Consider the following 26,587-nt stretch of genomic DNA (forward strand, 5'->3'; position numbering starts at 1 on the left):
TCCTTCCCCTCTTCCTTATCCCGCGGACCAGAATAGCCGAACTTTCGTATGCGTGCCGGGATGGTCCCCGCCTACCTCCTCCTGCTCTTCCTCCTCCTTCGGCGCCCGGGCGAGGCGGTGGCATCGTCTCTCGGAGCTGTAAGGGGCGGCGCGAGGCTCGGGGCCTTCGGTTCCGCACCCTTCTCAGGGGTAGGCTTGTCGCGGTAGAGGATCAAGTTCTGGCACAGGGTTATGGTGTTGGAGGTGACCCAGTAGACGAAGAGCCCGGACGGGAAGCCGCCGAGGGCCAGAAAGAGGCCGAAAACGAGGGGCATCGCGCGCATCAAGCCCTTTTGCTGGGGGGCCGTGCGCCGTATGATCACCTCCTGCGCGGCCATCATGGTCGCGACGTAGAGGACCGGAAGGACGAAGAACGGGTCGGCGGCGGTGAGGTCCTGAAACCAGAACAGGCCACCGGTCCGGAAGCTCTCCAGCCCCTCGAACTCCTTGATCGTGTAGTAGAGGACGACGAAGATGGGGAGCTGCACGAGGGCCGGCAGGCAGCCGCCCAACGGGTTCGTCTTGCTCTCGCCGTAGAACTTGAAGGTCTCCTCCTGCTGCTTTCTCGGGTCGTCCTTGTGGCGCTCCCGGATCTCGTCGAGCTCGGGCTGCAGGAGCTGGAGCTTGCGCATGCTCCTGACCTGCCGCACGGTGAGCGGAAAGAGCAGGGTCCGTACCACGACGGTCAGCAACGCTATGGAGAGCCACCACGGCGCGCCCAGGGCGTGGAACTCCTGGAGCATGGCCCCGAGGAGGTCGAAGAGCGGGTCGAAGAGCGCTCTCAGAGAACCCACGGGGACCTCCTTGGGAAGGCATTACGGCATGCGTTCATGTGTACCGCCTTTTTGTGTAGCGGAGAAGGGCTGGCTAGGCTTGACGCCCCGCTTGGCCGTCCCGCTTCACGGGGCGGTTAGGCGGCGGAGGGCCGCGCTCCGGCGCGCGGGGCGCGGGCGACGATCTTCACCCAGCCGCCGAGACCGGAGATGAGGGTGGGGAGGACGAGCGAGGGGGCCACGACGGGCAGGACCCGCTCGCGGGATTCCGGCCTCTCCGCGGGCGCCGGCTCCGGAGAGGCCGGGAGCAGGAGGAGGGCGTTGACGTAGGGCAGCGGGGGAGCCAGGCCCGGTACGCGTTCGAGACCAGGCCGGCGAGGCAGCAGGACGTCCCGAAAGCGGCCAGCAGGGAGAAGCCGAGCTCGACGTTCGCGTGCTCGCCCAGCTCGGGGAAGGACCCGGCCAGCAGCAGGAGGATGGGGGAGAGGACGAAGACCGGCCCCGCTCCGGAGAAGCCGGAGAGAAGGTTCATGAAGAAGCCCCGGAGGGTCCTGAGCGTCGGTGCCTTCATGGCGAGATGTTAGCACCCCCTGGTGGTCGCGGAGCCGACCGAAGCGGCGGCCAGGGGCTCAGGCAGCGGCCCGTTCGGGCGCCGGCTCCCCCTTCGCGCGCCGTATGCCGGTGAGCAGCAGGATGAGGGCCACGCCCGCGCAGAGCGCCCCGACCCAGCCCAGGGCCGCGATCGAGCCGTAGCCCAGGGCGAAGGAGCCGAGGATGGAGCCCGCCCCCTGGCCCAGGTAGATCGCCGACGCGTTCAGCGACAGCACCGTGTTCCGCGACTCGGGGGCGGTCCGGATCAGGCGGTACTGCTGGAGCGGGATGATCGCGAAGCCCGCGACACTCCACGCGACGAGCGCCGCCACGGCGCCGAGCACCGCCGCCGTCGAGCCCGCGTCCGCCCCGGTCAGCAGCGAGAAAGAGAGCAGGGAGAGCGCGAGGACGACCAGGATGCCGCCCATGCTGCCCCGGTAGCCCCGCCGGTCCGCCCAGTACCCGCCGAGGGAGTTGCCCGCGATGCTCGCGAGCCCGAAGACGAGCAGCAGCGCCCCGATCCCTCCGCCCCCGTACCCCGTGAGATCCTCGAGAAGTGGCCTGATGTACGTGAGCACGACGAAGCCCGCCGCGACCCCGAGCGCGGTGATGCCGAGCACCGCCAGGATCGCCGCCCTCCCCGCGAGGGTGAACATGGACCGGAGCCCCGCGACCGGGGGGTTCTCGACGTCCGGCAGCACCGCCGCGACCGCGACCGCGGCGACCGCCGCGAGGGCGCCCACCATCACGAAGCTGGCCCGCCAGCCGAACTCGTCCCCGACCAGGGTCCCGAGCGGTATCCCGACGACCCACGCGACGGTCATCCCGCCTATGACGAGCGAGAGCGCCCGTCCCTGCTTCTCCGGGGACGCGAGGTCCGCCGCGACGGCCCCCGCCACGGGCGTCAGAATCGCCGCCCCAACGCCGCCGCCACCCTCGCGCCCAGCAGCAGCCCGAACGAGGGCGCCACGGCCGCCGCCCGTTGGCGAGGGCGAAGAGGACGAGCGCGGCGACGAGGAGCCAGCGCCTCGGCACCCCCTCCGTGAGGGTCACGAGGACCGGCGAACCGACGGCGTACGCCACGGCGAAGACCGTGATCAGGTGCCCCGCCGACTGCACCGGGACGGAGAACTCCCCGGCGATGCTCCCCAGGAGCCCCGTCACCACGAACGTGCCGGTCCCTATCGCGAAGGTCGCCAGGGTGAGGATGAGGACGCGGAGGTTCACCGGCTCCCCCCGTGCGGCTGCCCTTCTCCCTCGCCGAGCTTCGCGAAACGCCGCAGAAACCCCCGCCAGGCCTCCCGGAACTCGGGGCTCTCCGGGTCCTCGCCGGTGGTCATGCGCGTGATCTGGGCGAACGCCACGGGGTAGGCGGTGAGGGCGTAGACGGCGAGCTGCAGGTAGCGCGGGTCGAGGTCGGGCGGGAGGTCGCCCCTCGCCCTCTTCTCCCTGAGGTCCCCGACCTGGCGCGCGATGGACTCGCGCCGCTCCTCCTCGAGGAGGGGCTCGTCCCCGCGCTCCGCGGCCTCCCAGGTGAGGAACCGGATCCAATCGAGGTCCTCGTAGAGCCCCTCGAAGTGGTACTCCAGGAGACCACCCAACTCGTCCGGCGACCCCTCGAGCCTCCCCAAACGCTCCTCGATCTTGCGCTCCACGACCTCCCGGAAGAGGTCCTCCTTCCCCCCGAAGTAGTGGTACAGGAGCTGCTTGTTCACCCCGGCCCTGCGCCCGATCGACTCGACCCGCGCCCCCGCGAAGCCCTTCTCCGCGAACTCCCGAACCGCCGCCTCGACGATCCGCCCCCGCGTCCGCTCCGCGTCCCGTACCTTGCCCAAGCCCTCGACCCACTCCCTCGCTCAGAAACTATCGACCGTATGTATACGAAAGTACGTTCTTATCAACCGTTTGTCAAGTTGTAGCGGGCCGTGTTGAGGCGCACCGGTTCGGGGCTGCGTCGGGGTGGGGCTGGGTTAAGCTGGATGTTCCGACCGTCACAAGGGGAAGGCGGCGGAGGAGCGCGGAGAGGAGGAGGCTATGGCTGTTGAGCCGGCTGTGATCCGGAACGTGTGCTTGATCGGCCACCGCGGGAGCGGGAAGACGGCGCTGGGGAGGCGATGCTGGGGCTTGCTCAGGGAGGCAGGGTCCGGCGTCCGTCCTCGACAACGCCGAGGAGGAGGTCGAGCGTGGGATGACGCTCGGGATGGGCGTGGCCCACCTCGAGTGGAAGGGGCGCCACGTCAATGTGCTGGACACCCCGGGGGACGGGGGTTTCATCGCGGACGCCTTCGTGGCGCAGAGGGCGGCCGATTGCGCCGTCCTCGTGGTGCATGCCCAGGACCCCATACAGGTCGTGACCGAGCGCGTGTGGCGGCGCGGGGAGAAGGAGGACATCCCGCACGTCGTCGTCGTCAACCACCTCGACCGGGAGCGGACCGACTTCGTGGCCGTGGTGGACCGGTTGCGCGAGCGGTTCGGGCTGGCGGTCGTGCCGCTGAACCTGCCGATCGGCAGGGAGGGGGAGTTGCGCGGGATCTACGGCCTCCTCACCGGCATCGCTTTCGCGGACGGGGAGCAGAAGAACGAGGTCCCGGAGGGGATGGAGGAAGAGGTCGAGGCGGCGAGGCTCCTCATCTTCGAGACCATCGCCGAGAGCGACGACACGCTCTTGGAGAAGTACCTCGAAGGGGAGGAGCTGACCACCGAGGAGCTCTTCGAGGGCTTGCGGCGCGGCATCGCGGACGGCGTGATCATCCCGGCGCTCGCGGCGAGCGCGGAGCGCATGATCGGGGTGGACCGCGTCCTCGACGTGATCGCCGGCAGCGCCCCGAGCCCGGTGGACCGCTGCCGCTGGACGACCGTGGGCGGCGAGGAGGTCCCCTGCGACCCGGACGGACCGTTCGCCGCCTACGTCTTCAAGACCTACGTCGACCCCTACGCGGGGCGCCTGAGCGTCTTGCGCGTCGTGAGCGGGCGCTGCCGCTCGGACGAGACCCTGACCAACCCGAGGACGGGCTCCACCGAGCGCCTCGGGGGCGTCTCGCACATGATGGGCAAGGAGCGCATCCCCGGCGACGAGGCCGTGGCGGGGGACATCATCGCCGTCGCCAAGCTCAAGGACACGCACACCTTCGACACCCTGTGCAAGCCCGAGGGGTCGTGGAGTTCCGGCCCGTCGAGCTCCCCGAGTCGACGACGGCGTTCGCCGTGGGGCCAAGACCCGCGGGGAGGAGGAGAAGGTCTTCGAGGCGATAAAGAAGGTAGCCGACGAGGACCCCTCGCTCGTGCTCGCGCGCTCGGGGTCGACGGGGGAGGAGATCCTCTCCGGCCTCGCCCAGATGCACGTCGAGCTCGCGCTGGAGCGCATAAACCGCCGCTACGGGGTGGAGGTCGAGGCGAGGGCGCCGAAGGTGCCGTTCGTGGAGACGATCTCCGGGGCCTCCGAGGCCCAGGGGCGCTACAAGAAGCAGACCGGCGGGCGGGGGCAGTTCGGGGACGCGAAGATCGAGGTCTCGCCGCTCGGGCGCGGCTCCGGCTTCGAGTTCGAGGACGCCATCACCGGCGGGGCGATACCGCGTCAGTTTATCCCGGCCGTCGAGAAGGGCATCCAGGAGGCGATGCGCGAGGGACCCATCGCCGGCTACCCGGTCCGGGACGTGAAGGTCCGCCTCTACGACGGGTCCTTCCACTCGGTCGACTCCTCCGAGGCCGCGTTCAAGGTGGCGGGCTCGATGGCCTTCAAGAACGCCGTCGAGAAGGCGCGCCCCGTCCTGCTCGAGCCCTACGTGAAGGTCGAGGTCCTGGCCCCCACGGAGCTCGTCGGGGACATCATGGGCGACCTCTCGGGCCGCAGGGGGCGCCCCATGGGCATCGAGCAGCGCGGCGAGCGGCAGGTGGTGCAGGCCGAGGTCCCGCAGGTCGAGATGCTGACCTACGCCCGCGACCTCCGCTCCATCACCGGCGGCCGGGCGAACTTCCACGTCGAGCCCGGCCACTACGAGGAGGTCCCGCCGAACCTCGTCGACAAGGTCCTCGCCGCCAACGTCCGGGAGGAAGAGAAGGAGAAGGTGGGCTAGCACGCCGGATAGGGGGGAGGGACCGTCCCTTCCCCCCTTCGCTCCTCGACCTCCTCGGGCCCGTGGCCCGCATTACGCTACGCAACGACGGTTGAAGTAGAATGGGCGATGCATGCTCGGCGAGGGGGGCAGAGGCGTTCTCCGTGAGGTAGTAGCCGGGGTGCGGTTGCTGTTGGACCGGGCGGAGAGAGCCGTTGAAGCATAGAAGGCCGGACCGGCCTCGCACAAAGGAGCTTCCGTTTCCACCCGCGGACGACCGCGCGCTGCGCCCCGTATCTCTAGCGGACGGGGCGTGAAGGCCGCGCCTTCGCGGGGCGTCTGGATCTGCCTCGCAGCGCTGCTCGTGCTCGTCGCCGCGGGCGCCTTGTACGCCGTGCGGAGCCTGGAGGGCACGCGCGACTCCCTGGAGAAGAGCGCCGACATAGGGGACGAGGCGGGCGTGGCGGTCTCCGAGATGCAGGGGGCGGTCGCCGGGATCGGGCGCGGCACCGTGGAATACGTGCGCACGGACGATCCGAAGTTCCGGGAGGCCGCGGCGGGGTCCCGGGAAGAGTTCGAGAGGGCCAGGGCCCGGTACGAGGACCTCGCGGGGGAAGGGGCCGGGGTGGAGATCGGCGCCCTGTACGACGAGTACGGCGCCGTGGGCGAGTCCCTTCTGGAAGGGAACGACGAGCAGGAGGCGGCGAGGGGCCGGATCGACGGGGAGTTCGCCGAGATCAAACGCATCCTGGGCGACGAGACGAGGGAGAACGTGGGCTCGCGCGGCCCGGACGGCCCGAGAAGCTGGAGGAGACGGCGAAGATGAGCGGCGCCGTCGCCGGGATAGAGCGCGCGCTCGGCGACCGCTCCCCGAGCCCGCGGAGGGGCGCATGGAGGCCGCGTCGCGCGGCGTCGGGAGCTTCAGGGCCGCGCTCGACCGGTTCAGGGAGCTCCGGCTCGACGCCGGGGAGCGGGAACGGGCGGACGAGCTGGAGAGGCGGCTCGACGGCGCCATCTCCGGGGTCGAGGACCTCCTGATGGTCGACGCGGAGCTCCGGTCGGACCTGCGGGAGTTTTCGGGGCTGCGGGCGGACCTGGACGGGGCGCTGGACCGTGAGGCCCGGGAGCTGCGCGGCGAGCAGGCGGCGCGGGCGGAGGGGAGCACGAGCCAGGCCCTCGGACGGGCGCGCGCCCTGGTCCTCGCCGTCCTCGCGGCGGCGGCCGTCGCGCTAGGGGCCGTGCTGCTGGTCGCGACGGGTGTCGCGGCCCGCGCCTTGAGGGGGGCGACCCGCCTGGGCAGGCGGACGGGGGAGGCGGCCGGCAGGCTCCGTCGCGGGGACGTCCGCGTGGAGAGGGGGCTCCTGCCAATAGGGCTCGCGCTCGCCGCCCTCCTGTGGATCGCGCAATCCTACTCCTCGGGCGGGGACCTCCTCGGCTCGCTCCTGCCGTCGCGCCCCGCGGAGTGGCTGGGTCGCGGGGCCTTGGCGGCGGGGATCGTTGCCACCTTGGCGTACGTCCGGTTCGTGCTGAACCGGCGCGGGCGGGAGGGCGAGACGCGGGCGCGGTCCGAGCGGCGCGAGCGGGAGGACGAGGCGCGCTCCAGGCTCGCGGCCGTGGTGGAGTCCTCGGACGACGCGATCATCGGCAGGACGCTCGACGGCGTGATCACGAGCTGGAACTCGGGGGCCAGCAGGCTCTACGGCTACGGGGCCGAGGAGGTGGTCGGGGGCTACGGCTTCGAGCTCGCCCCGCCCGACCGTTTAAACGAGATGCTGGGCCTCCTGGAGAAGCTCAGGCGAGGGGAGAGCGTCAAGACCTACGAGACCGTACACATGGCCAGGGGCGGCAGGCTCATCGACGTCGCCCTGACCATCTCCGAGATCCGGGACGGGAGCGGGGCGCCCATCGGCTACTCGACCATCACCCGCGACATCACCGAGCGCAAGCGCTCCGAGGAGAAGCTGCGCCAGCAGAAAGACCTGTACGAGGCCCTCCTGCACGCCCAGAGCGAGGTCGGCGAGGGGCTCTTGATCCTCGAGGACGGGCGCATCGTGTACACGAACGAGGCGTTCTGCGGGATCAGCGGCCACGACCCGGAGGAGCTCATGTCCTTGCCCTCCGTCCTCGACCTCGTCGTCGGGGAGGAGAGGGAGGCGTTCGGGGAGAGGCTCAGGAGGACCGCCGACGGCCGGACGGAGGGGGACCAGCAGACCGTGATCCTGCACCAGAGCGGGCGGCGCGTCACGGTCGAGACCGGCATAAAGACCGTGCGCGAGGACGGACGCACCCGGCTCATCGTCATCCTGCGCGACATCACCGAGCGCAAGAGGGCCGAGGAGGCGCTTCAGGACTCCGAGGAGAAGTACCGCATGCTCGTCGAGACCGTGCAGGAGGGGTTCGGGATCATCGACGCGGACGAGAAGATCACCTACTGCAACGCGGCCTACGCCGCGATCTTCGACTCCACGCCCCAGAATCTCGTCGGACGCTCGCTCCTCGAGTTCGTCGACGGCGAGGGGCGCAGGGAGATCCTGCGCCGCGCGACCCCGGGCGACGGCGCCGCCGGCTCCTACGAGGTCGCCATCCGCACGGACCTCGGCAACAGCAAGGACCTCTCCGCCTCCGCGACCCCCGTCGTGGACGCCGAGGGGCGTTCGCAGGGGGCGGTACACGCGATCATCGACATCACCGAGCGCAAGCGGGCGGAGGAGCAGCTCGCGTACATGGCCCGCTACGACCACCTGACCGGCCTCGGCAACCGCGTCCTGTTCGGGGACCGGATCGAGCGCGCCCTGGCCCGCGCCGACCGGAACGAGGCCCCGGTGGCGCTGATGTTCCTGGACCTCGACCGCTTCAAGGCCGTCAACGACACTTTAGGCCACGAGGCGGGCGACGAGCTGTTGAAGGGCACGGCACGCCGCCTGCGCGACTGCGTGCGGGAGACGGACACCCTGGCCCGCATGGGCGGCGACGAGTTCGCCGTCATCCTGGAGGGCCTGGCCGACGGGCAGGACGCCGCGCTCGTGGCGCAGAAGATCGTCCAGCGCCTCGCCGAGCCCTTCGACCTCGACGGCCACGAGGTCTTCGTCACCACGAGCATAGGCATCGCGGTCAGCCCGCCGAGCCCGGACGAGGACCTGGTGAGGGACGCCGACGCGGCCATGTACCACGCCAAGCAGCTCGGCCGCAACACCTACCAGTTCTACACGCCCGAGATGAACGTCCAGGCCCACGCCCGCCTCTCGCTGGAGGGCAACCTGCGCGGCGCCCTCGAACGGGACGAGTTCGTGCTCCACTACCAGCCCCAGATCGACCTCGCCACCGGCAAGATCGTGGGCGCCGAGGCCCTGCTGCGCTGGCAGCAGCCCTACTCCGGTCTCGTCCAGCCCGAGGAGTTTATCGACGTGCTGGAGGAGAGCGGCCTGATCGTGCCGGTCGGGGACTGGGTGCTCCGCGCCGCCTGCGCCCAGGGGAAGGCCTGGGAGAGCGAGGGCCTCCCGCCCCTGCGCGTCGCGGTGAACCTCTCCACCCGCCAGTTCAAGGGCGAGAACCTCGCCGAGAGGCTCTCGCGCATCCTCGACGACACGGGGATAGACCCGGGCCTCCTCGAGCTGGAGCTCACCGAGAGCCTCCTCATGGAGGACGCCCCGGTGAGCTCCTCCACGCTGCACGAGCTCAGGGTGCTCCTCGGCCTCAACCTCTCCATCGACGACTTCGGGACGGGCTACTCGTCGCTGAGCTACCTTAAGCACTTCCCCCTCGACGCCCTGAAGGTCGACCGCTCCTTCGTCCGCGACATCGCCACCGACCCGAACGACGCGGCCATCGTCACCTCAATCATCAACCTCGCGCACAACCTGCGCCTCAAAGTGATCGCCGAGGGCGTCGAGACGGAGGAGCAGCTCGCCTACCTCAGGGAGCGCGGCTGCGACCTCGTACAGGGCTTCTACTTCAGCGAGCCGGTCCCCGCCGAAGAGCTCTCCGAGCTCGTCAGGCGGGACGAGCCGCTGCCGAACTTCTCCCTGCGAGGGTAGAAGCAGCCCCCGCGACCCACTCGGAGCTGAATCCCGGGCCGTACCGCTCCGAGCTCGTCTCCCTTCTGGTATATACTTTAGATGTATACCAAGGAGGTTGTATGGTGAAGACGGCGAAGCTTTTCAGCAACGGGCGTAGCCAGGCGGTGCGGCTGCCGAAGGAGTTCCGCTTCGAGGGGGACGAGGTATACATCAAGCGCGTGGGCAACGCCGTCGTGTTGCTGCCGCGTCGCGGTTCCTGGCAGGGGCTGTACGAGAGTCTGGAACGTTTTTCGGACGATTTCATGGAGGAACGGGAGCAGCCGGTCTGGGAGGAGGAGCGGGAGAGCCCGTTCGCGTGATCCTTCTGCTCGACACGAACATCTGCATATACCTGATCAGGGGGCGCCCGCCTGAGGCGCTGAGAAGGTTCGAAGGGTACGCCGTCGGTGAGATAGGGGTTTCCTCCATAACGGTGGCGGAGCTTCACTTCGGGGTTAGCAAGAGCAGGCAGCCAGAGAAGAATCGTCAGGCTCTGGAGCAGTTTCTACTCGCGCTGGAAATCGTAGGCTTCGACGGGAACGCGGCCGTCGCGTACGGACGCATCCGTGCCGAGCTCGAGGCGAAGGGTACCCCTATCGGTCCCCTGGATACGCTGATCGCCGCTCAGGCCATCGCGCTGGACTCGACGCTGGTGACCAACAACATCGGGGAATTCTCTCGCGTGCCCGGGCTAGAAGTCGAGGACTGGAGCAGCGTTTAGCCCGTAGGACGTTCCGAACAAGGACCGTCGTTGCCCTTCTGTAGCGCGGTGACGCCTAAAAGCCGGGTACGCGGTGCCGCGGCACCGGGCGCGATCTTGGGCTCAAACCCGCGCGGGCTCCCGGGGCACGGCCGTCCCGATGAGGCAGTCCCTGGTTACGAGCTCCGCGAGCTCCTCCTCGCTCATGCCCTGCGTGCCCCGGGGGCGCATGGGGAGGACGAGGTAGCGGACGTCGGCGGAGGAGTCGTGGACGGCGACGGGGAGGTCCGCCGGGATCTCCAGCCCGAACTCGCGCATGACGGCGCGCGGCTCGGCGACGGCGCGGGAGCGGTAGGCGGGGCTCTTGTACCAGTCGGGAGGGCGGCCGAGGATGGCTCGCGGGTAGCACGAGCAGAGGGTGCAGACGATGAGGTTGTGGACCTCGGGGGTGTTCTCGACGGTGACGAACTCGACGCTGCCCGAGGCGTCTATGCCGAGCTCCGAGCAGGCGGCCTTGGTGTCCTCGAGGAGCAGCGCCTTGAACCCGGGGTCCGTCCAGGCGCGGGCGACGAGGCGCGCGCCGTTCTCGTAGGAGCGGGCCTCCATGTACCGGACCTGCGCCTCGACCTCCCCGTGCGTCAAGAGCCCCTTCTCGGCGAGCAACTCCTCGACGGCCCGGATGCGCGCTGCCCAGGGGCTTCTTTCTTGCTTCGGCTCCTCGTGCGGGTGCCCGTGGCCGTTCTCGCCCATGCCAGTCCTCCTATTCGGCGGGTTCGAGCCAGTGCTCGTAGATGTCCACGTGGAGCGTGTCGCCCGGCGCGCCCTCGTAGCCGTCCCAGAGGTCGGCCTGCCGGAAACTCACCCTGTAGAGGGGCTTCTCGGGGAGGCCGGCGCCGCCGTAGGCGAGGGACTCGGGGTCGGGAAACTCGCCGAGGACGCCCGTTACGCGGCCGCGCTTGCCCTTGACGTAGTCCGGGGTGCGGACGTGGCCCCTCTTCCGTAGGTCCGGGACGCGCACGGCGTCTCCAGGCCGGAAGCGGGCCGCCGGGGCGGGGCGTATCACCCGCCGCTCCAGCGCTTCTCGAGGGCCGCTGCCCGCTCGTCGATCTCCCCTTGCGTGAGCAGGCCCTTCTCGACCACGAGCTTCTCGGCCGCGGCGGCCCAGCGCTCGTAGTAGCTCATCTCCCGGTAGGCCTCGAGGCCCTCGATGGCCCGGCGCATCTCGTCGGTAGTCTTGTGGCCCTTCGCGTTCAGGACGTAGTTCACCGCGTCGGCGATGCGCTCCCAGTCCTCGAGCTCGTGCTGGCTCTTATCGACGGGGCCGAACTCCTCGCGCCGGCCCCCCATGTCGTGAACGCCGCTCATGCGGCCATCCTACCCGACGCTTATAACCTCGGCCAGCGGCGGGCGCTCGACGAGCTCCTCGACGTGCTCGCGCAGCGCGAGGCCCTCGGGGGTCGCGACGGCGTGGAGGTACTCGCTGAACTGGAAGAGGGAGTCGGGGAGCCCGGGGTCGCGGACCTGCTGCAGGCGCCCGTCCTGGCGCAGGCGCCTGGCGACGGCCCGGAGGACGGAGTAGCTCATGCGGCCGAGGTCGAAGAGGGGCTGGTGGCGGTTCTGGCGGGTGCCGAGGTCCACCTGCGCCATCGCCCCGAGACCGACCTTCTTGAGGACGTCGATCATGATCCCCGTCTCCACGGCGTAGCCGGTCAGGAAGGGGATGGAGGCGAAGAGCTCCTTGTCCGCGGCGAACTCGCCGGCGAGGGGCTGCACGAACCCGGTCAGCTCGGGGTAGAAGAGGTTGAAGAGGGGCTTGGTCGTGAGCTCCGTCACGCGCCCCCGCCGTCCTGCTCGACGGACTCGCTGCTCTTGAACGGCCGCCTGAAAGCCCCTTGACGAAGCGCACGCCGGGCGTGGCGAACATGGGGCCTAAAGTGCCGTAGACGAACTGCGGCTTGAAGTCCTTTGTGTCGGCGTCGGCGAACATGACGACGTCGCCCGACGCCACGGAGAGGCTGCGCCACATCGCGTCGCCCTTGCCGTGGGCGCCGCCGTAGCTGGAGAGGAGCTCGTTCTCCGAGAAGACCTCGGCGCCCTTGCGGCGGGCGACGTCGGCGGTGCCGTCCTCCGAGTCGGCGTCGACGACGAGGGTCTGGTCCACGAGTGGGATGCCCTCGGGCATCCTCTCGTTCAAGGCGCGCACCTCGTCCACGATCTCGCCGACCGTGTCGGCTACGTTGCGGGAGGGCAGGACCAGGCTGACGGTGCGGCCCGACTCCCTCTTGAGCCGTCCCAGCTCCGAAAGGTCCGAGAATGCTTCATGCTTGTAAGATCGGTTCTCGAACCACTCCGCGGCGTCTTGGGGCGCGAAGCCCCCCTCATGCTTTCTCATGCCGGGTAAGCTAGCGTAAAACACCTCACATGTCTATATTCGTCGTTTGGGATAGGTGTGGTCCGACACCGGGGCCCTACGAGACCGTGGTGCGCAGGACCTCCGCGATCGGGGTAATCCCGCGGGCGGCCTTGAGGAGGCCGTCGGCGCGCATCCTCACCATCCCGCCCCTGACGGCGGCGCGCGAGATCTCGTCCGCCGACTGCCGCTCCAGCGAGAGGGCGACGATCTCCTCGTTCATGGGCATGAGCTCGTAGATGCCGATCCTGCCGCGGTACCCCTCGCCGCCGCAGGCCTCGCACCCCTTGGGGGCGAAGAAGGCGCGCTCCCCCTCCTCCGACCCGAACGGGAAGCCCATCTCCCCGAGGAGCCTCTCGTCCGCCGTGACCGGGACCTTGCACGCCTCGCAGAGGCGCCGGACGAGCCGCTGGGCGACGACGCAGCCCACCGCGCTCGTCGTCAGGTACGGGTCGACGCCCATGTTCGTCAGGCGGGGAATGGCCCCGGCGGCGTCGTTGGTGTGCAGGGTCGCGAGGACGAGGTGCCCGGTGAGCGCCGCCTCGACGGAGATCTCCGCCGTCTCGCGGTCCCGGATCTCGCCGACCATCACCACGTCCGGGTCGCCGCGCAGGATGTGCCGGAGGCCGGAGGCGAAGGTGAGGCCCGCTATCGGGTTGACCTGGAGCTGCGTGGCCCCTTCCATGCGGTACTCGACCGGGTCTTCCACGGTGACGATGTTCCGCTCCTCGTCGTTCAGCTCCTCCAGCGTCGTGTAGAGCGTCGTGGACTTGCCGCTCCCCGTCGGCCCGGTGACGACGACGGCGCCGTAGGGGCGCGAGAAGGCGCGCCGGTACCGGGCGAGCATCCCGGGCGAGAGCCCGAGCTCCCCGAGGCGGACCCGGGCGAGGTCGTGGGCCAGGAGGCGCAGCACGACCTTCTCGCCGCGCACGCTGGGGAGCGAGGCGACGCGCACGTCGACCGGCGGACCCTCGGGGCGCGCGAGGACGGTGAAGCGGCCGTCCTGCGGGAGGCGGCGCTCCGCGATGTCCATGCCCGCCAGGATCTTGAGCCGCGAGACCACGCTGTCCCGGAGCCCCAGAGGGGCCGTCGTCACCCTGCGGAGGACGCCGTCGACCCTGTAGCGCACCACGAGCTCCTCCTCCCGCGGCTCGAAGTGGACGTCGGACGCCCCCTCTCCCAGGGCCCGGCGGATAACGGAGTTGACGAGCCGCACGACCGGCGCGTCCCCGTCCCCCCGGACGACGCTCAGGGCGGCGGGCTCCCCGGCGGCCGGCCTCCCGCCCGACCCCTCGAGGAACTCGTGGACCTCCTCCCTTATGCCGAAGACGCGGTCCTGGAGGTGGCGGATCTCGCCCGCGGCGGCCACGACGGGCTTGATGGGGAGGTCGGCGAGCGCCTCGAGGTCGTCGAGGGCGAGCACGTCCGTCGGGTCGCTCACGGCGAGGACGAGCCCGTCGTCCTCGACGCGCAGGGGGAGGGCGGCGTACCTGCGGAGGACCTTCTCGCCGAGGATCCGCAGGGCCGCCGGGTCCACGAGGCCCTCCCGCAGCTTCACGTACTCAAAGCCCCCGGCCGCCGCGACGGCCTTCGCCACGTCCTCCTCCGAGACGAGGCCCCTGAGCACGAGCGCCTCGCGTACGCTCCCCCCGGACCCCGCGACCGCCCGAAGGTCCCCCGCCCGAGCTTGCCCTGCTCGACCAGGATCTCCCCGAACCCCCTCGCCGGCGAGCTGACGCGCTCCCCCGCGAACCGCCTCTCCCTCGACCTGCCGATCACCCGCGCCCCGATCCTCGCCGCCGCCCGACCCCGAGACCCTGACCGCAAGGGCGCGGAGGGCGTCGTCCCGCGGGGAGGATCTCTCGGGGGCCTAGCGGCGTTTGGTATTCCACCTCGTCGGAGTGCCGGCGTTCGAGGTGCTGAAGAGGCCCTTGGGCGTGGAGACGGAGGTGACGATGGCCATAAGGATCCAGTAGACGAGTGGGTAGTAGACGGCCACGGGAAGGTAGCGCAGGATGCTGCGATCGTAGCGGCGGTCCAGGAGGACGCCGGTGCCGAGCTGCATGAGGCACAGGGTCGCGATGAGCATGCCCCACCAGTTCGGGATGGGCGAGGCCCCGACCGGCGGATGGCCGACGGCGTAGGAGAAGGCCCAGAAGGCGGTCAGCCCCACGAAGACGTAGGCCCAGAGAATCGAGAGCGAGGACTCGAAGAAGACGGGCCACATCCTGCGGCGCTTCCAGGTGAGTACGTCGGAGCCGTGACGCCTCAGGACCTGCGCCAGCCCGAGGGTCCACCGCTTGCGCTGCTTCCAGAGGCTCCGGAAGTCCTTCGGCACCCTCATCCACACGATCGCCTCGGGCTCGTAGCGGACGTCGTAGTAGCGCTTCTGGAGCTTCCACGTGATGTCTATATCCTCCGTCGCCATGTCCGGGCTGAAGAGGCCGACGTCGAGGAGGGCGGACCTTCGGAAGACCGAGACGACGCCCGAGACCGTGAGGACCCTGCCCCACACCCGCTGGGCCCTCCTCTGGATGCTGACGATGGAGGTGAACTCTATGGCCTGCAGCTTCTGGAGAAAGGTTGCCTTCTCGACGACGCGCGGGTTGCCGGTGACGGCCGCGACGCGGGGCGAGGAGAAGTGCGGGACGACGTGGCGGAGCAGCAAGGGCTCGGGCGAGGAGTCGGCGTCGAGGATAAAGACGATCTCCCCCCGCAGGCAGGGGATGGCGTCGTTTATGGCCATCGCCTTGCCCTCGTTCTCTGCCTTGGCGACGAGCCTCACCTCGCCCCTCTGCACGAAGGGCAGTATCTCCCTCAGGGAGCCGTCGATGGAGCCGTCGTCGACGACCACTACCTCGAAGTTCGGGTAGTCGAGGGCGAGGCAGCTCCGGAGCGTCTCACCTATGAGCGCCTCCTCGCAGTAGCAGGGCACGAGCACCGAGACGGACGGGTACGAGCCCTCCTCCGGCTGCGGCATCTGCTGCTTGCGGCGCTCGCGGCGCCAGTAGTACGTGGCGCTCGTCGTCGTCCACATGATGCTGGAAAGCACGGGATAGAAGGCGAAGAAGGCGAGCAGGACCAGGTACGGCCACGAGGTCTCTATTCGGGAGAGAAGCGGGTCGAGGACGCTCAAGCGACGTCGTCTTCCTCCGGTATCTCCAGGCCCGCTCGGCCCACGAGGTTCTCGGCGGTCGGGTCGCCGCGGTAGGGGATGAAGGTCTTCCGGGCGTCGTCGAAGCCGACGAGGATCGCGCCCTCGCCCCGCAGGCTCGTCCAGTCCGCCACGAGCTCCCGCTGCAGAAAGTCCTTCGAAAACGCGTGTTCCGGCACGAATACGGCCTTCCGCGGGCCCCTCCTCGCGAAGATCCTGAGGTTGTGGTGGATCCAACCCAGCGCGATCGCCTCGTTCACGAGGGCGCATGCCCCGAGAAAGCCGAGGGTCGAGAGCATGGTCACCGGCGCGGTGTGGCGCACGACCGAGACCCAGGCCCACAGAAACAAGACCCAACCGACCGCGACGAGCGCGGTCTGCACGGGCCCGTAACGCCTCGGACGGATACGGCGCGGCGGCGCCGAACCTCCGCGCGCCCGCGTGTCCACGACCATCTCGTAGGCGACGAATGCTACGCTCGTCGCGCCGCCGAGCGGTCTCGGTCGCGTCATGGATTCCTTCCTTCGGGCACTTGACGTATTCGACACATCGTAACAAAACCTTTAATGAAACCCTAACCATCCGGTCGGTGCGTCGCTTGCGCGGGTCGTGGTGGGGGTTTGGTAGAATCCGGAGCCCGCCCGAGGACGTTACGGTTCGCAACCTGGAAGAGCGTGACGGATGCGCATAGTTCTAACGAACGACGATGGCATAGACGCCGAGGGCCTGCTCGCGGCGCGCCAGGCCCTGGAAGGGGTGGGGGAGGTCCTCACCGTCGCTCCGGATCGGAACCGCTCGGGGGTCGGCCGGGCCATCTCCTTCGGCGCGCCCCTGCACGTCGAGGAGCGCGAGATGGCCGACGGCGGGCTGGGCTACGCCTGCACCGGCACGCCCGTCGACTGCGTCAGGCTCGTGGCCCTGGGTCTCATGGGCTTCCGGCCGGACCTCGTGGTCTCCGGCATAAACCACGGCGAGAACCTCGGGGACGACATCACCTACTCGGGGACCGTGGCGGCGGCGTTCGAGGGGATCGTGATCGGGGTCCCCGGCATCGCCCTCTCCCTGGCGGTCGAGCGCCCCTGGCACGACCACGACGAGGTGGAGTACCACTTCGGCCCCGTCGCCGACTTCGCAGCCCGCCTCGCCCAGAGGGTCGAGAAGGAGGGCCTCCCCGAGGGGCGCATCCTCACCGTGAACGCCCCGAACCTCCCCGAGGGGGAGCTGAAGGGCGCGAGGGTCACGAAGCTCGGGCGCCGGCTCTACACCGACGAGCTTATCGAGGTGAAGGGCGAGGGCGGGCGCGTGGGCTACGACATCTACAACAACCCGCCCGGCCGGCATGAGGAGGAGGGGACCGACTTCGCCGCGGTCGAGTCCGGCGAGATCAGCGTCACCCCCGTCCACCTCCAGCTCACCGACCACGCCGGCCTCGAAGAGCTCGAAGACTGGAACGTCGGCAACCTCCTCAACGGGAAGGGCGGGCGCTAGGTGGCGCCCCTGAGAGCCGTTCTCTTCGACTTCGACGGCACCATCGTGGACACGACGAACCTGATCTACCAGTCCATGCGCCACGCGACCGGCGAGATCCTGGGCCGCGAGCTCCCCCGCGAGACCCTCATGCGGAACGTCGGCCAGCCCCTGCCGAAGCAGATGGAGCTCCTCGACCCCGACCGCGCCGCCGACCTCCTGGAGAGCTACCGGACCTTTAACGACGAGAACCACGAGCGGTACATCGCCTCCTTCCCGGAGGTGGAGACGGCCCTGCAGCGCCTGCGCGACGCGGGCCTCGGCGTCGCCGTCGTCACCTCCAAGCGCCGCCACTCCGTCGAGCTCGCCCTCGACTCGTTCCCGGCGCTGCGCGGCCTCGTCGACTTCTTTGTCACGATGGAGGACACGACGGAGCACAAGCCCAGGCCCGAGCCGCTCCTCAAGGGCCTGGAGCTTCTCGGCGGCGTCCCGCCCGAGAACGCCGCCTACGTCGGCGACGCCCCCTTCGACGTAATGGCCGCCCGCGCCGCAGGCGTCGCGGCCGTCGCCGTAAGCTGGGGCGCCTTCACGGAGGACGCCCTCAGCGTCACCGAGCCGGACCACCTCTCCGGGGACCTGAACGGCGCGGTGGACTGGCTCCTCGAGAGGGCCTAGCGGTCTTCTCCTCCTAGGCGCTTCTCCTGCGCGCCACGCCCAGGGCGGAGATCTGGGGGGCTACCGCGGCGGCGAGGACCGCCGCGAGCACGACCTTGACGATGTCGAAGGGGACGAAGGGGAGCACGCCGGCCGCGACGGCCTCGCCCGCCGAGAGCCCCGCTTGGACCGCGAGCCAGAGAGCGCCGAGGGCGTAGATCGCGACCAGCCCCAGGAGGCCGAACGCCGTGCCGAACCCGATGGCCCTACCCCGTCTCCCCGACGCCACGACCCCGAAGGCGAGCCCGGCCGCCGCGGCGGCGAAGGGGTAGGAGACGAGGTACCCGCCCGTCGGGCCGAGGATCGAGCCGAGCCCGCCGTGAAACTGCGCGAAGACCGGGAGCCCCGCGGCGCCGAGCAGGAGGTAGACGACCTGGGCGAGCGCGCCGTAGCGCGCGCCGAGCAGCAGGCCCGAGAGGATGACCATCGGCACCTGCAACGTGAACGGCACCGGGGTGAAGTACAGGGGTATCGCAATCTGGGCCCCCACCGCCGTGAGCGCCGCCATCAACGCAACCCTCGCCATCACCGCTGCCCGCATCCTGCTCCTTCCGTCGACCCTTTACACGGCCCCGGATGTTAGCAAATCGCCCTCACCTCACACACGAACGCAGGTATGTTGCCAGCCCGGGCCCCCCCGAATATATTCAGATAACCAAAGTATCAATATAGATGCGTGGCGCGAGGAGGCGGATCGGGATGGCGCGAGTCGACGAGGTGGCGAAGGGCATTTATCGGATCTCCACCCTGGAGGCGGAGTCGGAGTTCCAGTTCAACCAGTTCCTCATCGACGACGAGCGGCCCGTTCTGATCCACACTGGCATGTTCCCGATGTACGAGTCGGTGCGCGCGGCGGTGGCGGAGGTTCTGGACCCGGCGCGCCTCGCGTACGTCGTGTGCCCGCACTTCGAGGCGGACGAGTGCGGCGGCATGGGTCGCTTCGTCGAGGAGGCGCCGGCGGCGGTGCTGGCGTGCGGCGAGGCGGGGGCGATGCTCAACCTGACGCAGTGGGACTACTCGGGGCCCGTGCAGGGGTTCCGTGACGGCGACGTCGTCGACCTCGGCGAGCACAAGCTGCGGTTCCTGGAGACGCCGCACGTCCACCACTGGGACTCGATGATGGTCTTCGAGGAGACGACGGGCAGCCTCTTCCCGGCCGACCTCTACGCGCAGCCGGGGGACCAGCCGCCCGTCGTGCGGGAGAACCTCGGCAGGGAGGTGTGCGGGTTCTATCAAGAGATCGGCATCTTCGCCGCGGAGGGGCCCGTCAGGAGGGTCGTGAATAGGATCGAGGGCCTGAACCCGAGCTGGGTCCACCCGATGCACGGCGGGAGCCTGCCCGGGGACGTGGTCCCGGCCTACACCCGCGCCCTGCGCGAGGAGGAGTTCGCCTTCGACGGCAGGATCTTCGGCCGCAGAATCCCCGGCTAGGGGGACCCGCCTCAGAGCCGGGCCACCGCCGCCGCGAACGCCTCGATCTCCGCCTCCGTGTTGAAGAGGTGTGTGCTCGCCCGCACGTACGGGTAAGGCTCGGGGATGTAGCGCGCCACGAACTCCTGCTTCAGGAGTTTCTCCGCGGCCTCTTTCGAGGGACCCCCTCGATCTCGAAGGCAACGAGCCCCGAGTGGGCGGGACGGGGGGAGCGGATGGTGACGCGGGGCTGCCCGGAGAGGAGGTCCATGAGCCCGTCCGCGCGGCGGCGGATCTCCCGGAAGCCCTCCGCGCCGCGCTCCTCCACCGCTTCGGCGGCGGCGGCGAAGCCCGCGGCCAGCGCTGGGCTCATCGTCGAGGACTCGAAGCGGCGCGCCCCCGTGTGGAGCTTCTCCCGGTAGCCGCCCTCCGCGTCGAACGCCGCCGGGTCGGTGAGGGACATGAAGCCGATGTTCGTGCTGTGCAGGCCCTCCTCGAAGAGCCCCGGCCGGACGTAGAGGGCGCCCATCCCCTCGGGGCCCAAGACCCACTTGTGGCCGGTGAAGGCGTACATGTCGGGGTCGAGGGACTGCATGTCCACGGGGACGTTGCCCGCGCCCTGGGCGCCGTCGACGAGGGTGAGAACGCCGCGTTCGCGGGCCAGGGAGCAGATCTCCCGGAGCGCCAGCTCCTCGCCCGTGGTCCAGTCGACGTGGGAGAGGGCGACGAGGCGGGTCTTCGGCGTTATCGCCGCGGCGATCTTCTCCGGCGTGATCGGGGGATCCAGGAGCCTCACCTCGGCGCCGTAGCGGTGGGCCGCCTCGTGGAGGGGGACGAGGCAACCGGGGTGCTCGGGGCGGGCGGAGAGGATCCCGTCTCCCTCCCGCCAGTCGATGGAGAAGGTGCCGAGGTTCATGCCGTGGGTGCTGCTCGTGGTGAGGGCGAGGTCATCGGGGGCGGTGTTCAGGAGCCGTGCCGCGGCCCCTCGGGCGCGGGCGTAGGCGTCGCGCTGGTGGGCGTAGAGGCCGACGCCCTCGAGGTAGGCGGGGCCCGAGCACAGGTCGTCGAGCTCGCGCATCGCCTCTATCGTCTCGCGTGTCGGCGGGCCGCTGCCGCCCGAGTTCAGGTAGGTAAAGGAGTTGTCGGCGAGGGCGGGGAACAGCTTGCGGGGGAGATCCAATGGGGGTCCTTCCGGTCCGGCGCGGGGGATTTGGGCTTGCCGTTTGTATAATAGACCTTCTATGGATCGGTCCCATCTGGCCAGGATAGGCCGCCGCCGTCGCCGTCGCGTGGAGGAGCGCAAGCGCCGCGGCCGCGTGTGGAGGGTCGTCAGGGGCGCGCTCGTCGGGCTCGTCGCGGTCTTCTTGCTCTCGACCGTCGCGAGCGTGGGCGCCTTCGCCTACACCTACAGGACCCTCTCGGAGAACCTCCCCGAGCTGGACAGCTACCGCACCGCCGAGCTCGCCCAGACCTCCGTCGTCTACAACGCCCAGGGCGAGGTCGTCGACGAGCTGCACGGCGTCCAGAACCGCTTCGTCGTGGGGCTCGACGAGGTGGACCCGACCCTCAGAGACGCGGTCGTCGCGATCGAGGACCGGCGCTTCTACGAGCACCGGGGCGTGGACTTCGAGGCGATCGGCCGGGCGGCGGTGGAGAACGCGAAGACCCTCTCCGTGAGGGAGGGCGGCTCGACCATCACCCAGCAGCTCATAAAGAACACGTACATAGCGCAGGAGCAGCGCCAGATCCCCTCCCTCCAGCGCAAGCTGACCGAGGCCTCGCTGGCCTGGCAGTACGAGGAGGAGCACGCGAAGGAGGAGATCCTGGAGCAGTACCTGAACACGGTCTACTTCGGGGCGAACGCCTACGGGGCGGAGGCCGCCGCCAGGACCTACTACGACAAGGAGGCGAAGGACCTGACCCTCCCCGAGTCCGCGATGCTCGCCGGCATCATCAACCTCCCCGGCACCTACGACCCCTTCTCCGACCCCGAGAGCGCCAGGGCGAGGCGGGACGTCGTGCTGGGCCGCATGCTGGAGAACGGCTACATAGACGCCTCCGAGCACGCCGAGGCGGTATCCACGGACCTGAACCTGAGCCGGGGCCGCGTCGAGTACGAGAACGACAACGAGTACTTTCTGGACGCGGTGCGCAAGGAGATGGCCCGCGAGTACGGCGAGGAGGCGCTCTACGAAGGCGGGCTCAAGATCTACACGACCCTCGACCCGCGCCTGCAGGAGCTCGCCGCGTCCGCCGTGGACGGCGTCGTCGTGCCCGAGGCGGGCGACCCTTCGGCCTCCCTCGTCTCGGTCGAGCCTTCGACGGGCGCCGTGCGGGCGATGGTCGGGGGCTCGGACTTCGAGCAGCTGAAGTTCAACCTGGCGACGCAGGGCAAGCGCCAGCCGGGCAGCTCGTTCAAGACGTTCGTGCTGGCCGAGGCGATCCGCCAGGGCATCTCCCTGGACACGAAGTACGTCTCGAAGTACCTGGAGGTCCCGATGGGCCTCCTGGAGGAGCCCTACGTGGTCCAGAACTACGACTTCCACGAGCGCGGCCCCATAAACCTCAAGACGGCCACCGAGCAGTCGGACAACACGGTCTACGTCCAGCTCGCCCTCGACCTCGGCATGGAGAACGTCGTGGAGATGGCGAAGAGCATGGGCGTGGTGAGCGGCCTGGAGACCTACCCGTCCACGGCGATCGGCGGCCTCGGCGAGGGGGTCTCGCCGTTCGAGATGGCCTCTGCCTACTCGACCCTGCCGAACGGCGGCGTCCACATGGAGCCCTACCTCGTCGAGAAGGTGGTGAAGGAGGGGGAGGGCGGCGGGGAGACGGTCGTCGAGGAGCACGAGCTCTCGGGGGAGGAGGCGCTCACCCGCGACCAGGCGGCGGCCGTGACGCAGACCCTGCGCGGCGTTGTCGAGCGGGGGACGGCGAGCCGCTACCGGGACCTGGACGCCGAGATCGGGCGCCCCTCCGCCGGCAAGACGGGGACGAGCGAGGAGTTCGTCGACGCGTGGTTCGTGGGCTTCGTCCCCCAGCTCACCACGAGCGTCTGGGTCGGCTACCCCCAGGAGCGCGTCTCGATGGTGAACATCAACGGGCTGGAGGAGATCAACGGCGAGAACTACCCCCTGGACATCTGGTCCGCCTACATGCAGGGCGCCGTCGCCGGACTCCCCGTCGAACAACTCGACGCCCCGAGCCCCGACTTGAAGCTCCAGATCAAGACCGGCGGCTACGCCTACAAAGAGCCCGAGAAGAAGGAGACGACCGGCGGCACCACCGGCGGCACCACGAGGGGCGGCACGACGGGCGAGACCACCGGCGGCGGGACCACCTCGGAGACTACGGGGCCGGCAACGGTGCCGGGCGTCCCGAGCTCCGGTACCCCGGGCGCGGCCCAGCCTTCCGTACCGGCTTCGCCCCAGCAGCCACTCATACCTCAGCGGCAGACCCCACCGGTAAACGGACAGCCGCCCGCGGCGCAGCCGACGCCCTCACGTCCGGCGCAGTACTAGGGATCAAATACAGGCAACGCCCGTCCCCGGTCGCCGCATCCGGGGGAACCGCCGGTTATCCGCCGGCGACGATCTTCAGGACCTCTTCCTGCAAGGCGTCGTTGTTCGTGGCGATGAGGCCGTCGGCGTCGTAGGTCCACTCTCCGCCGGTGAGGTTCGTGACGCGGCCCCTGCCTCGGAGACCATGAGGGCGGTGGGGGCGTAGTCCCAGGCGGTGTTGCGGGTGCCGATGGAGACGTCGATGTAGCCGGCGGCGAGCCAGGCGCCCCGGATGCCGGCGCTCCCGATGGAGCGGACCTGCCAGCACTTCTTGAAGACCTCTAGGATGTTGTTCTTCGCGGGATCGTTGCCGTGGCGGTAGGAGACGTCGGCGCCCACGAACGAGTCTTCGAGCTTCTCGGCGCCGCCGACCTGCAAGGGGTAGCTCTCGCCCGAGGCCGTCTCGCGGAAGGCGCCCTCTCCTAGCGACGCGTGGTAGATGTCGCCGAGGCGCGGGGCGGCGACGGCGGCGTGCAGGATCTTCTGCCCCTCCGCGACCGCGACGCAGGCGCAGAAGAGCGGGTTGGCGCGGGCGAAGTTCGCCGTGCCGTCTACGGGGTCGATAAACCAGGTGCGCCCCGTGGGGGAGATCTCCCCGCCCTTCTCCTCCGAGAGGATGGAGTCGTTCGGGTAGCGCTCCTGGATGCGCGAGATCAGGAGGTCCTCCGAGAGGAGGTCGACCTCCGTCACGAGGTCTTTCGGGCCCTTCTCCCGGATCTCGCCGGGGTCCTCGAGGCGCGTGAGGTGCAGCTCCCCGGCCGCCCGCGCGAGCTCGCGGACGAAGAGCCCGAGCTTCTCCGGGCTCTCGTCCGCGGGTCCGCCGGGGAGCGGGACGCTACCGGAGGTACTCACGCAGGTTCTGGGTGCGGCGCTGCTCGCGCAGGAGGTTCAGGGTCTTCATCTGGATCTGGCGGACGCGCTCGCGGGTGATGTCGAACTCGCGGCCGACCTCCTCCAGCGTCCTGGGCCTGTCGTCCTTCATCCCGAAGCGCAGCTCGATAATCTGGCGCTCGCGCTCCGGGAGCTCGTCGAGGGCCTCCCGGAGGTGCGCCTTCAAGAGCGCCTCGGAGACGGCCTCGGTCGGGGTGACGGCGGTCGCGTCCTCGAGGAAGTCGCCGAGCTGGGAGGAGTCCTCCTCGCCGACCGGCGTCTCGAGGCTGATCGCCTTCTGGCTGATCTCCTGGAGCCTGACGATCTCCTCGACCGGCACCTCGAGCTCGCGGGCGATCTCCTCGTCGGAGGGCTCGCGGCTCAGGGACTGCGTCATCCTGCGGTGCGTCCGGTGGAACTTGTTGACCTTCTCCACCATGTGCACGGGGATGCGGATGGTCCGGCCCTTGTCGGCTATCGCCCGGGTTATGGCCTGGCGGATCCACCACGTCGCGTACGTCGAGAACTTGTAGCCCTTCGTGTGGTCGAACTTCTCGGCCGCGCGGATAAGGCCGAGGTTGCCCTCCTGGATCAGATCCAGAAAAGAGACCCCGCGGTTGCGGTACTTTTTGGCGATGGAGACGACGAGCCTGAGGTTCGCCTCGACGAGGCGGTCCTTGCTCCTCTTGCAGCCGCGGGCGATGCCCTTGGCCAGACGGATCTCGTCGGCGTGCGTCAGCAGCCTGACCCGCCCGATCTCCGCGAGGTACATCCGGATGGAGTCGCCGGTGGCGACGGCGTGCGCGATCTGGATGGCCGGCGTCTCGGGGACGGCGGCTCCGTTGGTGGCGGCACCGCCCTGGGGCGCGGCGCCGTCCTGGGACTCGCCCTCGACGAGGGTTATGGCCTCCTCCTCGAGGGTGGCGTAGAACTCCTCGATCTCCGTCGCCGAGAGCTCGCCCTCCTGCAACAGATCCGCGACGTCCTCGGTGCTTATGAAGCCCTGACTCCTGGCCCGGTTCAGAAGCTCGTCGGTCCGCTCCGCCACGATCGACGTGTTCTCGGTGGACATCAATCCCCTTTCTTACCGTTGTACAGCCACGAGCGAAGGCCACGCCCCCCAGCGTTGCCACGGTCTCCGCCGATCTATGAAAACTCCGTAAAAAATAACCCGGGTAGGGTAACACACCCCACGAGAAGGCGAGCCGGGACATTAGAGTAATTTCATTTACAAGGCATCCCGGACCTTCTTGCCCCGCCGCCTCTGGCGCAAACCGCGTGCCCGCCGCGGCCCTTGCTACACTACGGGCGTGGTTTTTCTGGATCGCAAGCGCCTGACGGAACTGCTGGGGAGGAGCCGCCGAGCGGGGTTCGGGGCGTGGACGGGGTGACCCACGACTCCCGGATGGTCAGGCCCGGCTCCGCGTTCGTCGCCGTCCCGGGGATGAAGCACGACGGCGCGTCGTTCGTCCCGGACGCCCTGTCGCGGGGTGCCGCGCTCGTCGTGGCCGAAAGGCCGCCCTCGAACGGCAACGGCGCCCCCGTCGTCGTCGTCCCGGACGCCCGGGGGGCGCTGGCGGAGCTCGCGCGCGCGGTCTTCGGCGACCCGTCCGGGAAGATGCTGGTCCACGGGGTGACGGGGACGAACGGGAAGACCACCACCTCCTACGCGCTCCACGCGATGCTCGCCGAGGCCCACGGCCCCGAGCGCTGCGGCCTGATGACCACGACCGAGGTGATCTCCGGCGGCGCCCGCCGCCCCTCCGTCCGCACGACCCCGGAGTCCGTCGAGGTGCAGGGGACGCTGCGCGAGATGCTGGACCAGGGGGTGCGCCACGCCGTCGTCGAGGTCTCCTCGCACGGGGTCGCCCTCAAGCGCGTGACGGGCACCCGCTTCCGGGGCGCCCTCTTCACCAACCTCACTCGCGACCACCTCGACCTGCACGGCTCGATGGAGGAGTACTACCGCGCCAAGCGCGAGCTCTTCCTGTGGGCCGAGGGCCCGAAGCTCGCTAACGCCGACGACCGGCACGGCCGCCGCCTCGCCGAGGAGGTAGAGGGCGTGCGGACCTTCGGCGCGGCCGGGGACGCGGACTTTCGGGTCGAGGGCGTGGGGCCGGGGGGCGCGGGGGGGACGGCGCTCTCCCTGCGCCACCCCGGCGGCGTCCTGGCGCTCGAGAGCCCGCTGCTCGGCGGGTACAACGTCGAGAACGTCGCGGGGGCCGCGTCGCTGGCGCTCGCTCTCGGGTGGCGGAGGAGGCCATCCGGCGCGCGGTCGGCGGGATGCCCCAGGTGCCGGGCCGGTTCGAGAGGGTGATCCCCCCGGAGGAGTTCGGCTTCGAGGTGATCGTGGACTACGCCCACACCGACGCGGGCCTCGAGGTCGTCCTGGAGGTGGCGCGGGAGGTGGCGGGACGCTCCGGGGGGCGCGTGATCTGCGTCTACGGCGCCGCGGGCGAGCGGGACCGGGCGAAGCGCCCGCTCATGGGCAGGGTCGCCGCGCGCCTCGCGGACCTCGGCGTGATCACCACGGACGACGCCTACGGCGAGGACCCGGCGAAGATAGCGCGGGAGGTCGCGGCAGGGGCGGGGGGGCACGAGGTCGTGCTGGACCGGAGGGAGGCCATAGGGCGGGCCCTCGCGGCGGCGCGTCCCGGCGACGTGGTCGTGGTGGCGGGCAAGGGGCACGAGAGGGTGCAGCACCTCCCGGAGGGCGACGTGCCCTTCCACGACGCGAGCGTCGTGAGGGAGCTTCTGGCGGAACGCAACGGGACAAGGAAGGGCGGGTAGAG

The 26,587-nt window shown here is 69.8% G+C and carries 25 protein-coding genes and 2 pseudogenes; 12 read left to right on the forward strand and 15 right to left on the reverse strand.

Annotated elements, in window-relative coordinates; all coding sequences use genetic code 11:
• Positions 1–71: 71 nt before the first annotated feature.
• The 3 genes from GBA65_RS04865 to GBA65_RS04875 all read right to left on the reverse strand — a co-directional run bounded on the left by GBA65_RS04865 (position 72) and on the right by GBA65_RS04875 (position 3,238).
• Positions 72–833 (reverse strand): YidC/Oxa1 family membrane protein insertase, encoded by a 762-nt coding sequence (locus tag GBA65_RS04865; RefSeq protein WP_166395622.1) that lies wholly within the window; start codon positions 831–833, stop codon positions 72–74.
• Positions 834–1,441: 608 nt separating this feature from the next.
• Positions 1,442–2,302, reverse strand: coding sequence for an MFS transporter (locus GBA65_RS04870; RefSeq protein ID WP_166395623.1), 861 nt, complete (start codon positions 2,300–2,302; stop codon positions 1,442–1,444).
• A 324-nt stretch (positions 2,303–2,626) separates the two neighbouring features.
• A complete protein-coding gene (locus GBA65_RS04875; protein ID WP_166395624.1) occupies positions 2,627–3,238 on the reverse strand; it encodes a TetR/AcrR family transcriptional regulator in 612 nt (203 codons plus the stop codon).
• 365 nt (positions 3,239–3,603) lie between these two features.
• Between GBA65_RS04875 and GBA65_RS26115 the strand changes: the two are divergent.
• The 6 genes and pseudogenes from GBA65_RS26115 to vapC form a co-directional block, all read left to right on the forward strand.
• Positions 3,604–4,485 (forward strand): annotated as a pseudogene (locus GBA65_RS26115) (GTP-binding protein); the annotation flags it as partial.
• 166 nt (positions 4,486–4,651) lie between these two features.
• Complete coding sequence (locus GBA65_RS26120) at positions 4,652–5,476, forward strand: translation factor GTPase family protein (protein WP_228281887.1); 825 nt, start codon at positions 4,652–4,654, stop codon at positions 5,474–5,476.
• Positions 5,477–5,768: 292 nt separating this feature from the next.
• Positions 5,769–6,281 (forward strand): hypothetical protein, encoded by a 513-nt coding sequence (locus tag GBA65_RS04890; protein WP_166395626.1) that lies wholly within the window; start codon positions 5,769–5,771, stop codon positions 6,279–6,281.
• Between the two features lie 64 nt (positions 6,282–6,345).
• Positions 6,346–9,489, forward strand: a complete 3,144-nt coding sequence (locus tag GBA65_RS04895; RefSeq protein WP_166395627.1) for an EAL domain-containing protein — start codon at positions 6,346–6,348, stop codon at positions 9,487–9,489.
• Between the two features lie 104 nt (positions 9,490–9,593).
• Positions 9,594–9,830, forward strand: coding sequence for a type II toxin-antitoxin system antitoxin VapB (gene vapB / locus GBA65_RS04900; RefSeq protein WP_166398346.1), 237 nt, complete (start codon positions 9,594–9,596; stop codon positions 9,828–9,830).
• Positions 9,827–10,231 carry a type II toxin-antitoxin system tRNA(fMet)-specific endonuclease VapC gene (vapC, locus tag GBA65_RS04905; RefSeq protein WP_166395628.1) on the forward strand — a complete coding sequence of 135 codons (405 nt, stop codon included), beginning with the start codon at positions 9,827–9,829 and terminating at the stop codon, positions 10,229–10,231. The genes vapB and vapC overlap by 4 nt, the downstream gene beginning before the upstream one ends.
• A gap of 102 nt (positions 10,232–10,333) precedes the next feature.
• Here vapC and nthA read toward each other — a convergent pair whose 3' ends face one another.
• The 8 genes and pseudogenes from nthA to GBA65_RS22790 all read right to left on the reverse strand — a co-directional run bounded on the left by nthA (position 10,334) and on the right by GBA65_RS22790 (position 16,286).
• Positions 10,334–10,960 carry a nitrile hydratase subunit alpha gene (nthA, locus tag GBA65_RS04910; RefSeq protein WP_166395629.1) on the reverse strand — a complete coding sequence of 209 codons (627 nt, stop codon included), beginning with the start codon at positions 10,958–10,960 and terminating at the stop codon, positions 10,334–10,336.
• A 10-nt stretch (positions 10,961–10,970) separates the two neighbouring features.
• Entirely contained in the window at positions 10,971–11,273 is a 303-nt protein-coding gene (locus GBA65_RS25005) for an SH3-like domain-containing protein (RefSeq protein ID WP_207956156.1), read from the reverse strand.
• On the reverse strand, positions 11,270–11,575 hold the full coding sequence (locus tag GBA65_RS25010) for an SH3-like domain-containing protein (protein ID WP_166395630.1): 306 nt from the start codon (positions 11,573–11,575) through the stop codon (positions 11,270–11,272). Before GBA65_RS25010 ends, GBA65_RS25005 begins: the two co-directional genes overlap by 4 nt.
• A 9-nt stretch (positions 11,576–11,584) precedes the next feature.
• The gene (locus GBA65_RS23975; protein ID WP_228281687.1) at positions 11,585–12,043 is read right to left on the reverse strand and encodes a glycosyltransferase family protein; all 459 of its coding nucleotides are present in this window, start codon (positions 12,041–12,043) and stop codon (positions 11,585–11,587) included.
• 193 nt (positions 12,044–12,236) lie between these two features.
• A pseudogene (locus tag GBA65_RS26125) lies at positions 12,237–12,602 on the reverse strand (hypothetical protein); the annotation flags it as partial.
• 76 nt (positions 12,603–12,678) lie between these two features.
• Positions 12,679–14,247, reverse strand: a complete 1,569-nt coding sequence (locus tag GBA65_RS04930) for a GspE/PulE family protein (RefSeq protein WP_166395631.1) — start codon at positions 14,245–14,247, stop codon at positions 12,679–12,681.
• 243 nt (positions 14,248–14,490) lie between these two features.
• Positions 14,491–15,756: a glycosyltransferase gene (locus GBA65_RS04935; RefSeq protein WP_207956157.1), complete on the reverse strand. Its 1,266-nt coding sequence runs from the start codon at positions 15,754–15,756 to the stop codon at positions 14,491–14,493.
• Positions 15,753–16,286, reverse strand: coding sequence for a hypothetical protein (locus GBA65_RS22790; protein WP_207956158.1), 534 nt, complete (start codon positions 16,284–16,286; stop codon positions 15,753–15,755). Before GBA65_RS22790 ends, GBA65_RS04935 begins: the two co-directional genes overlap by 4 nt.
• Before the next feature lie 169 nt (positions 16,287–16,455).
• On the opposite strand from GBA65_RS22790, the gene surE reads away from it, so the two are divergent.
• Together surE and GBA65_RS04945 are read left to right on the forward strand one after the other, a co-directional pair.
• Positions 16,456–17,262: a 5'/3'-nucleotidase SurE gene (surE, locus tag GBA65_RS04940; RefSeq protein ID WP_166395633.1), complete on the forward strand. Its 807-nt coding sequence runs from the start codon at positions 16,456–16,458 to the stop codon at positions 17,260–17,262.
• Complete coding sequence (locus tag GBA65_RS04945; RefSeq protein WP_166395634.1) at positions 17,263–17,916, forward strand: HAD-IA family hydrolase; 654 nt, start codon at positions 17,263–17,265, stop codon at positions 17,914–17,916.
• Between the two features lie 13 nt (positions 17,917–17,929).
• Here the strand turns inward: GBA65_RS04945 and GBA65_RS04950 are convergent, their stop codons facing one another.
• Complete coding sequence (locus GBA65_RS04950; protein WP_228281889.1) at positions 17,930–18,481, reverse strand: biotin transporter BioY; 552 nt, start codon at positions 18,479–18,481, stop codon at positions 17,930–17,932.
• Between the two features lie 173 nt (positions 18,482–18,654).
• Between GBA65_RS04950 and GBA65_RS04955 the strand changes: the two genes are divergently transcribed.
• Positions 18,655–19,386, forward strand: a complete 732-nt coding sequence (locus GBA65_RS04955) for an FprA family A-type flavoprotein (protein WP_166395636.1) — start codon at positions 18,655–18,657, stop codon at positions 19,384–19,386.
• Between the two features lie 130 nt (positions 19,387–19,516).
• Here GBA65_RS04955 and GBA65_RS04960 read toward each other — a convergent pair whose 3' ends face one another.
• Positions 19,517–20,545, reverse strand: coding sequence for an aminotransferase class V-fold PLP-dependent enzyme (locus GBA65_RS04960; RefSeq protein ID WP_166395637.1), 1,029 nt, complete (start codon positions 20,543–20,545; stop codon positions 19,517–19,519).
• A 61-nt stretch (positions 20,546–20,606) separates the two neighbouring features.
• Here GBA65_RS04960 and GBA65_RS04965 point away from each other — a divergent pair, with 61 nt between their 5' ends.
• Entirely contained in the window at positions 20,607–22,886 is a 2,280-nt protein-coding gene (locus tag GBA65_RS04965) for a transglycosylase domain-containing protein (RefSeq protein WP_166395638.1), read from the forward strand.
• Positions 22,887–22,961: 75 nt separating this feature from the next.
• Here GBA65_RS04965 and GBA65_RS04970 read toward each other — a convergent pair whose 3' ends face one another.
• A complete protein-coding gene (locus GBA65_RS04970; protein WP_166395639.1) occupies positions 22,962–23,777 on the reverse strand; it encodes an inositol monophosphatase family protein in 816 nt (271 codons plus the stop codon).
• Entirely contained in the window at positions 23,761–24,867 is a 1,107-nt protein-coding gene (locus GBA65_RS04975) for a sigma-70 family RNA polymerase sigma factor (protein WP_166395640.1), read from the reverse strand. Before GBA65_RS04975 ends, GBA65_RS04970 begins: the two co-directional genes overlap by 17 nt.
• Before the next feature lie 306 nt (positions 24,868–25,173).
• On the opposite strand from GBA65_RS04975, the gene GBA65_RS22795 reads away from it, so the two are divergent.
• Positions 25,174–26,112 (forward strand): Mur ligase family protein, encoded by a 939-nt coding sequence (locus GBA65_RS22795; protein WP_207956160.1) that lies wholly within the window; start codon positions 25,174–25,176, stop codon positions 26,110–26,112.
• Positions 26,088–26,585: a glutamate ligase domain-containing protein gene (locus tag GBA65_RS22800; RefSeq protein WP_207956161.1), complete on the forward strand. Its 498-nt coding sequence runs from the start codon at positions 26,088–26,090 to the stop codon at positions 26,583–26,585. Before GBA65_RS22795 ends, GBA65_RS22800 begins: the two co-directional genes overlap by 25 nt.
• The last annotated feature ends 2 nt before the right edge of the window (positions 26,586–26,587 follow it).

Origin of the sequence: Rubrobacter marinus, assembly GCF_011492965.1 — a bacterium.
GTDB lineage: Bacteria > Actinomycetota > Rubrobacteria > Rubrobacterales > Rubrobacteraceae > Rubrobacter_F > Rubrobacter_F marinus.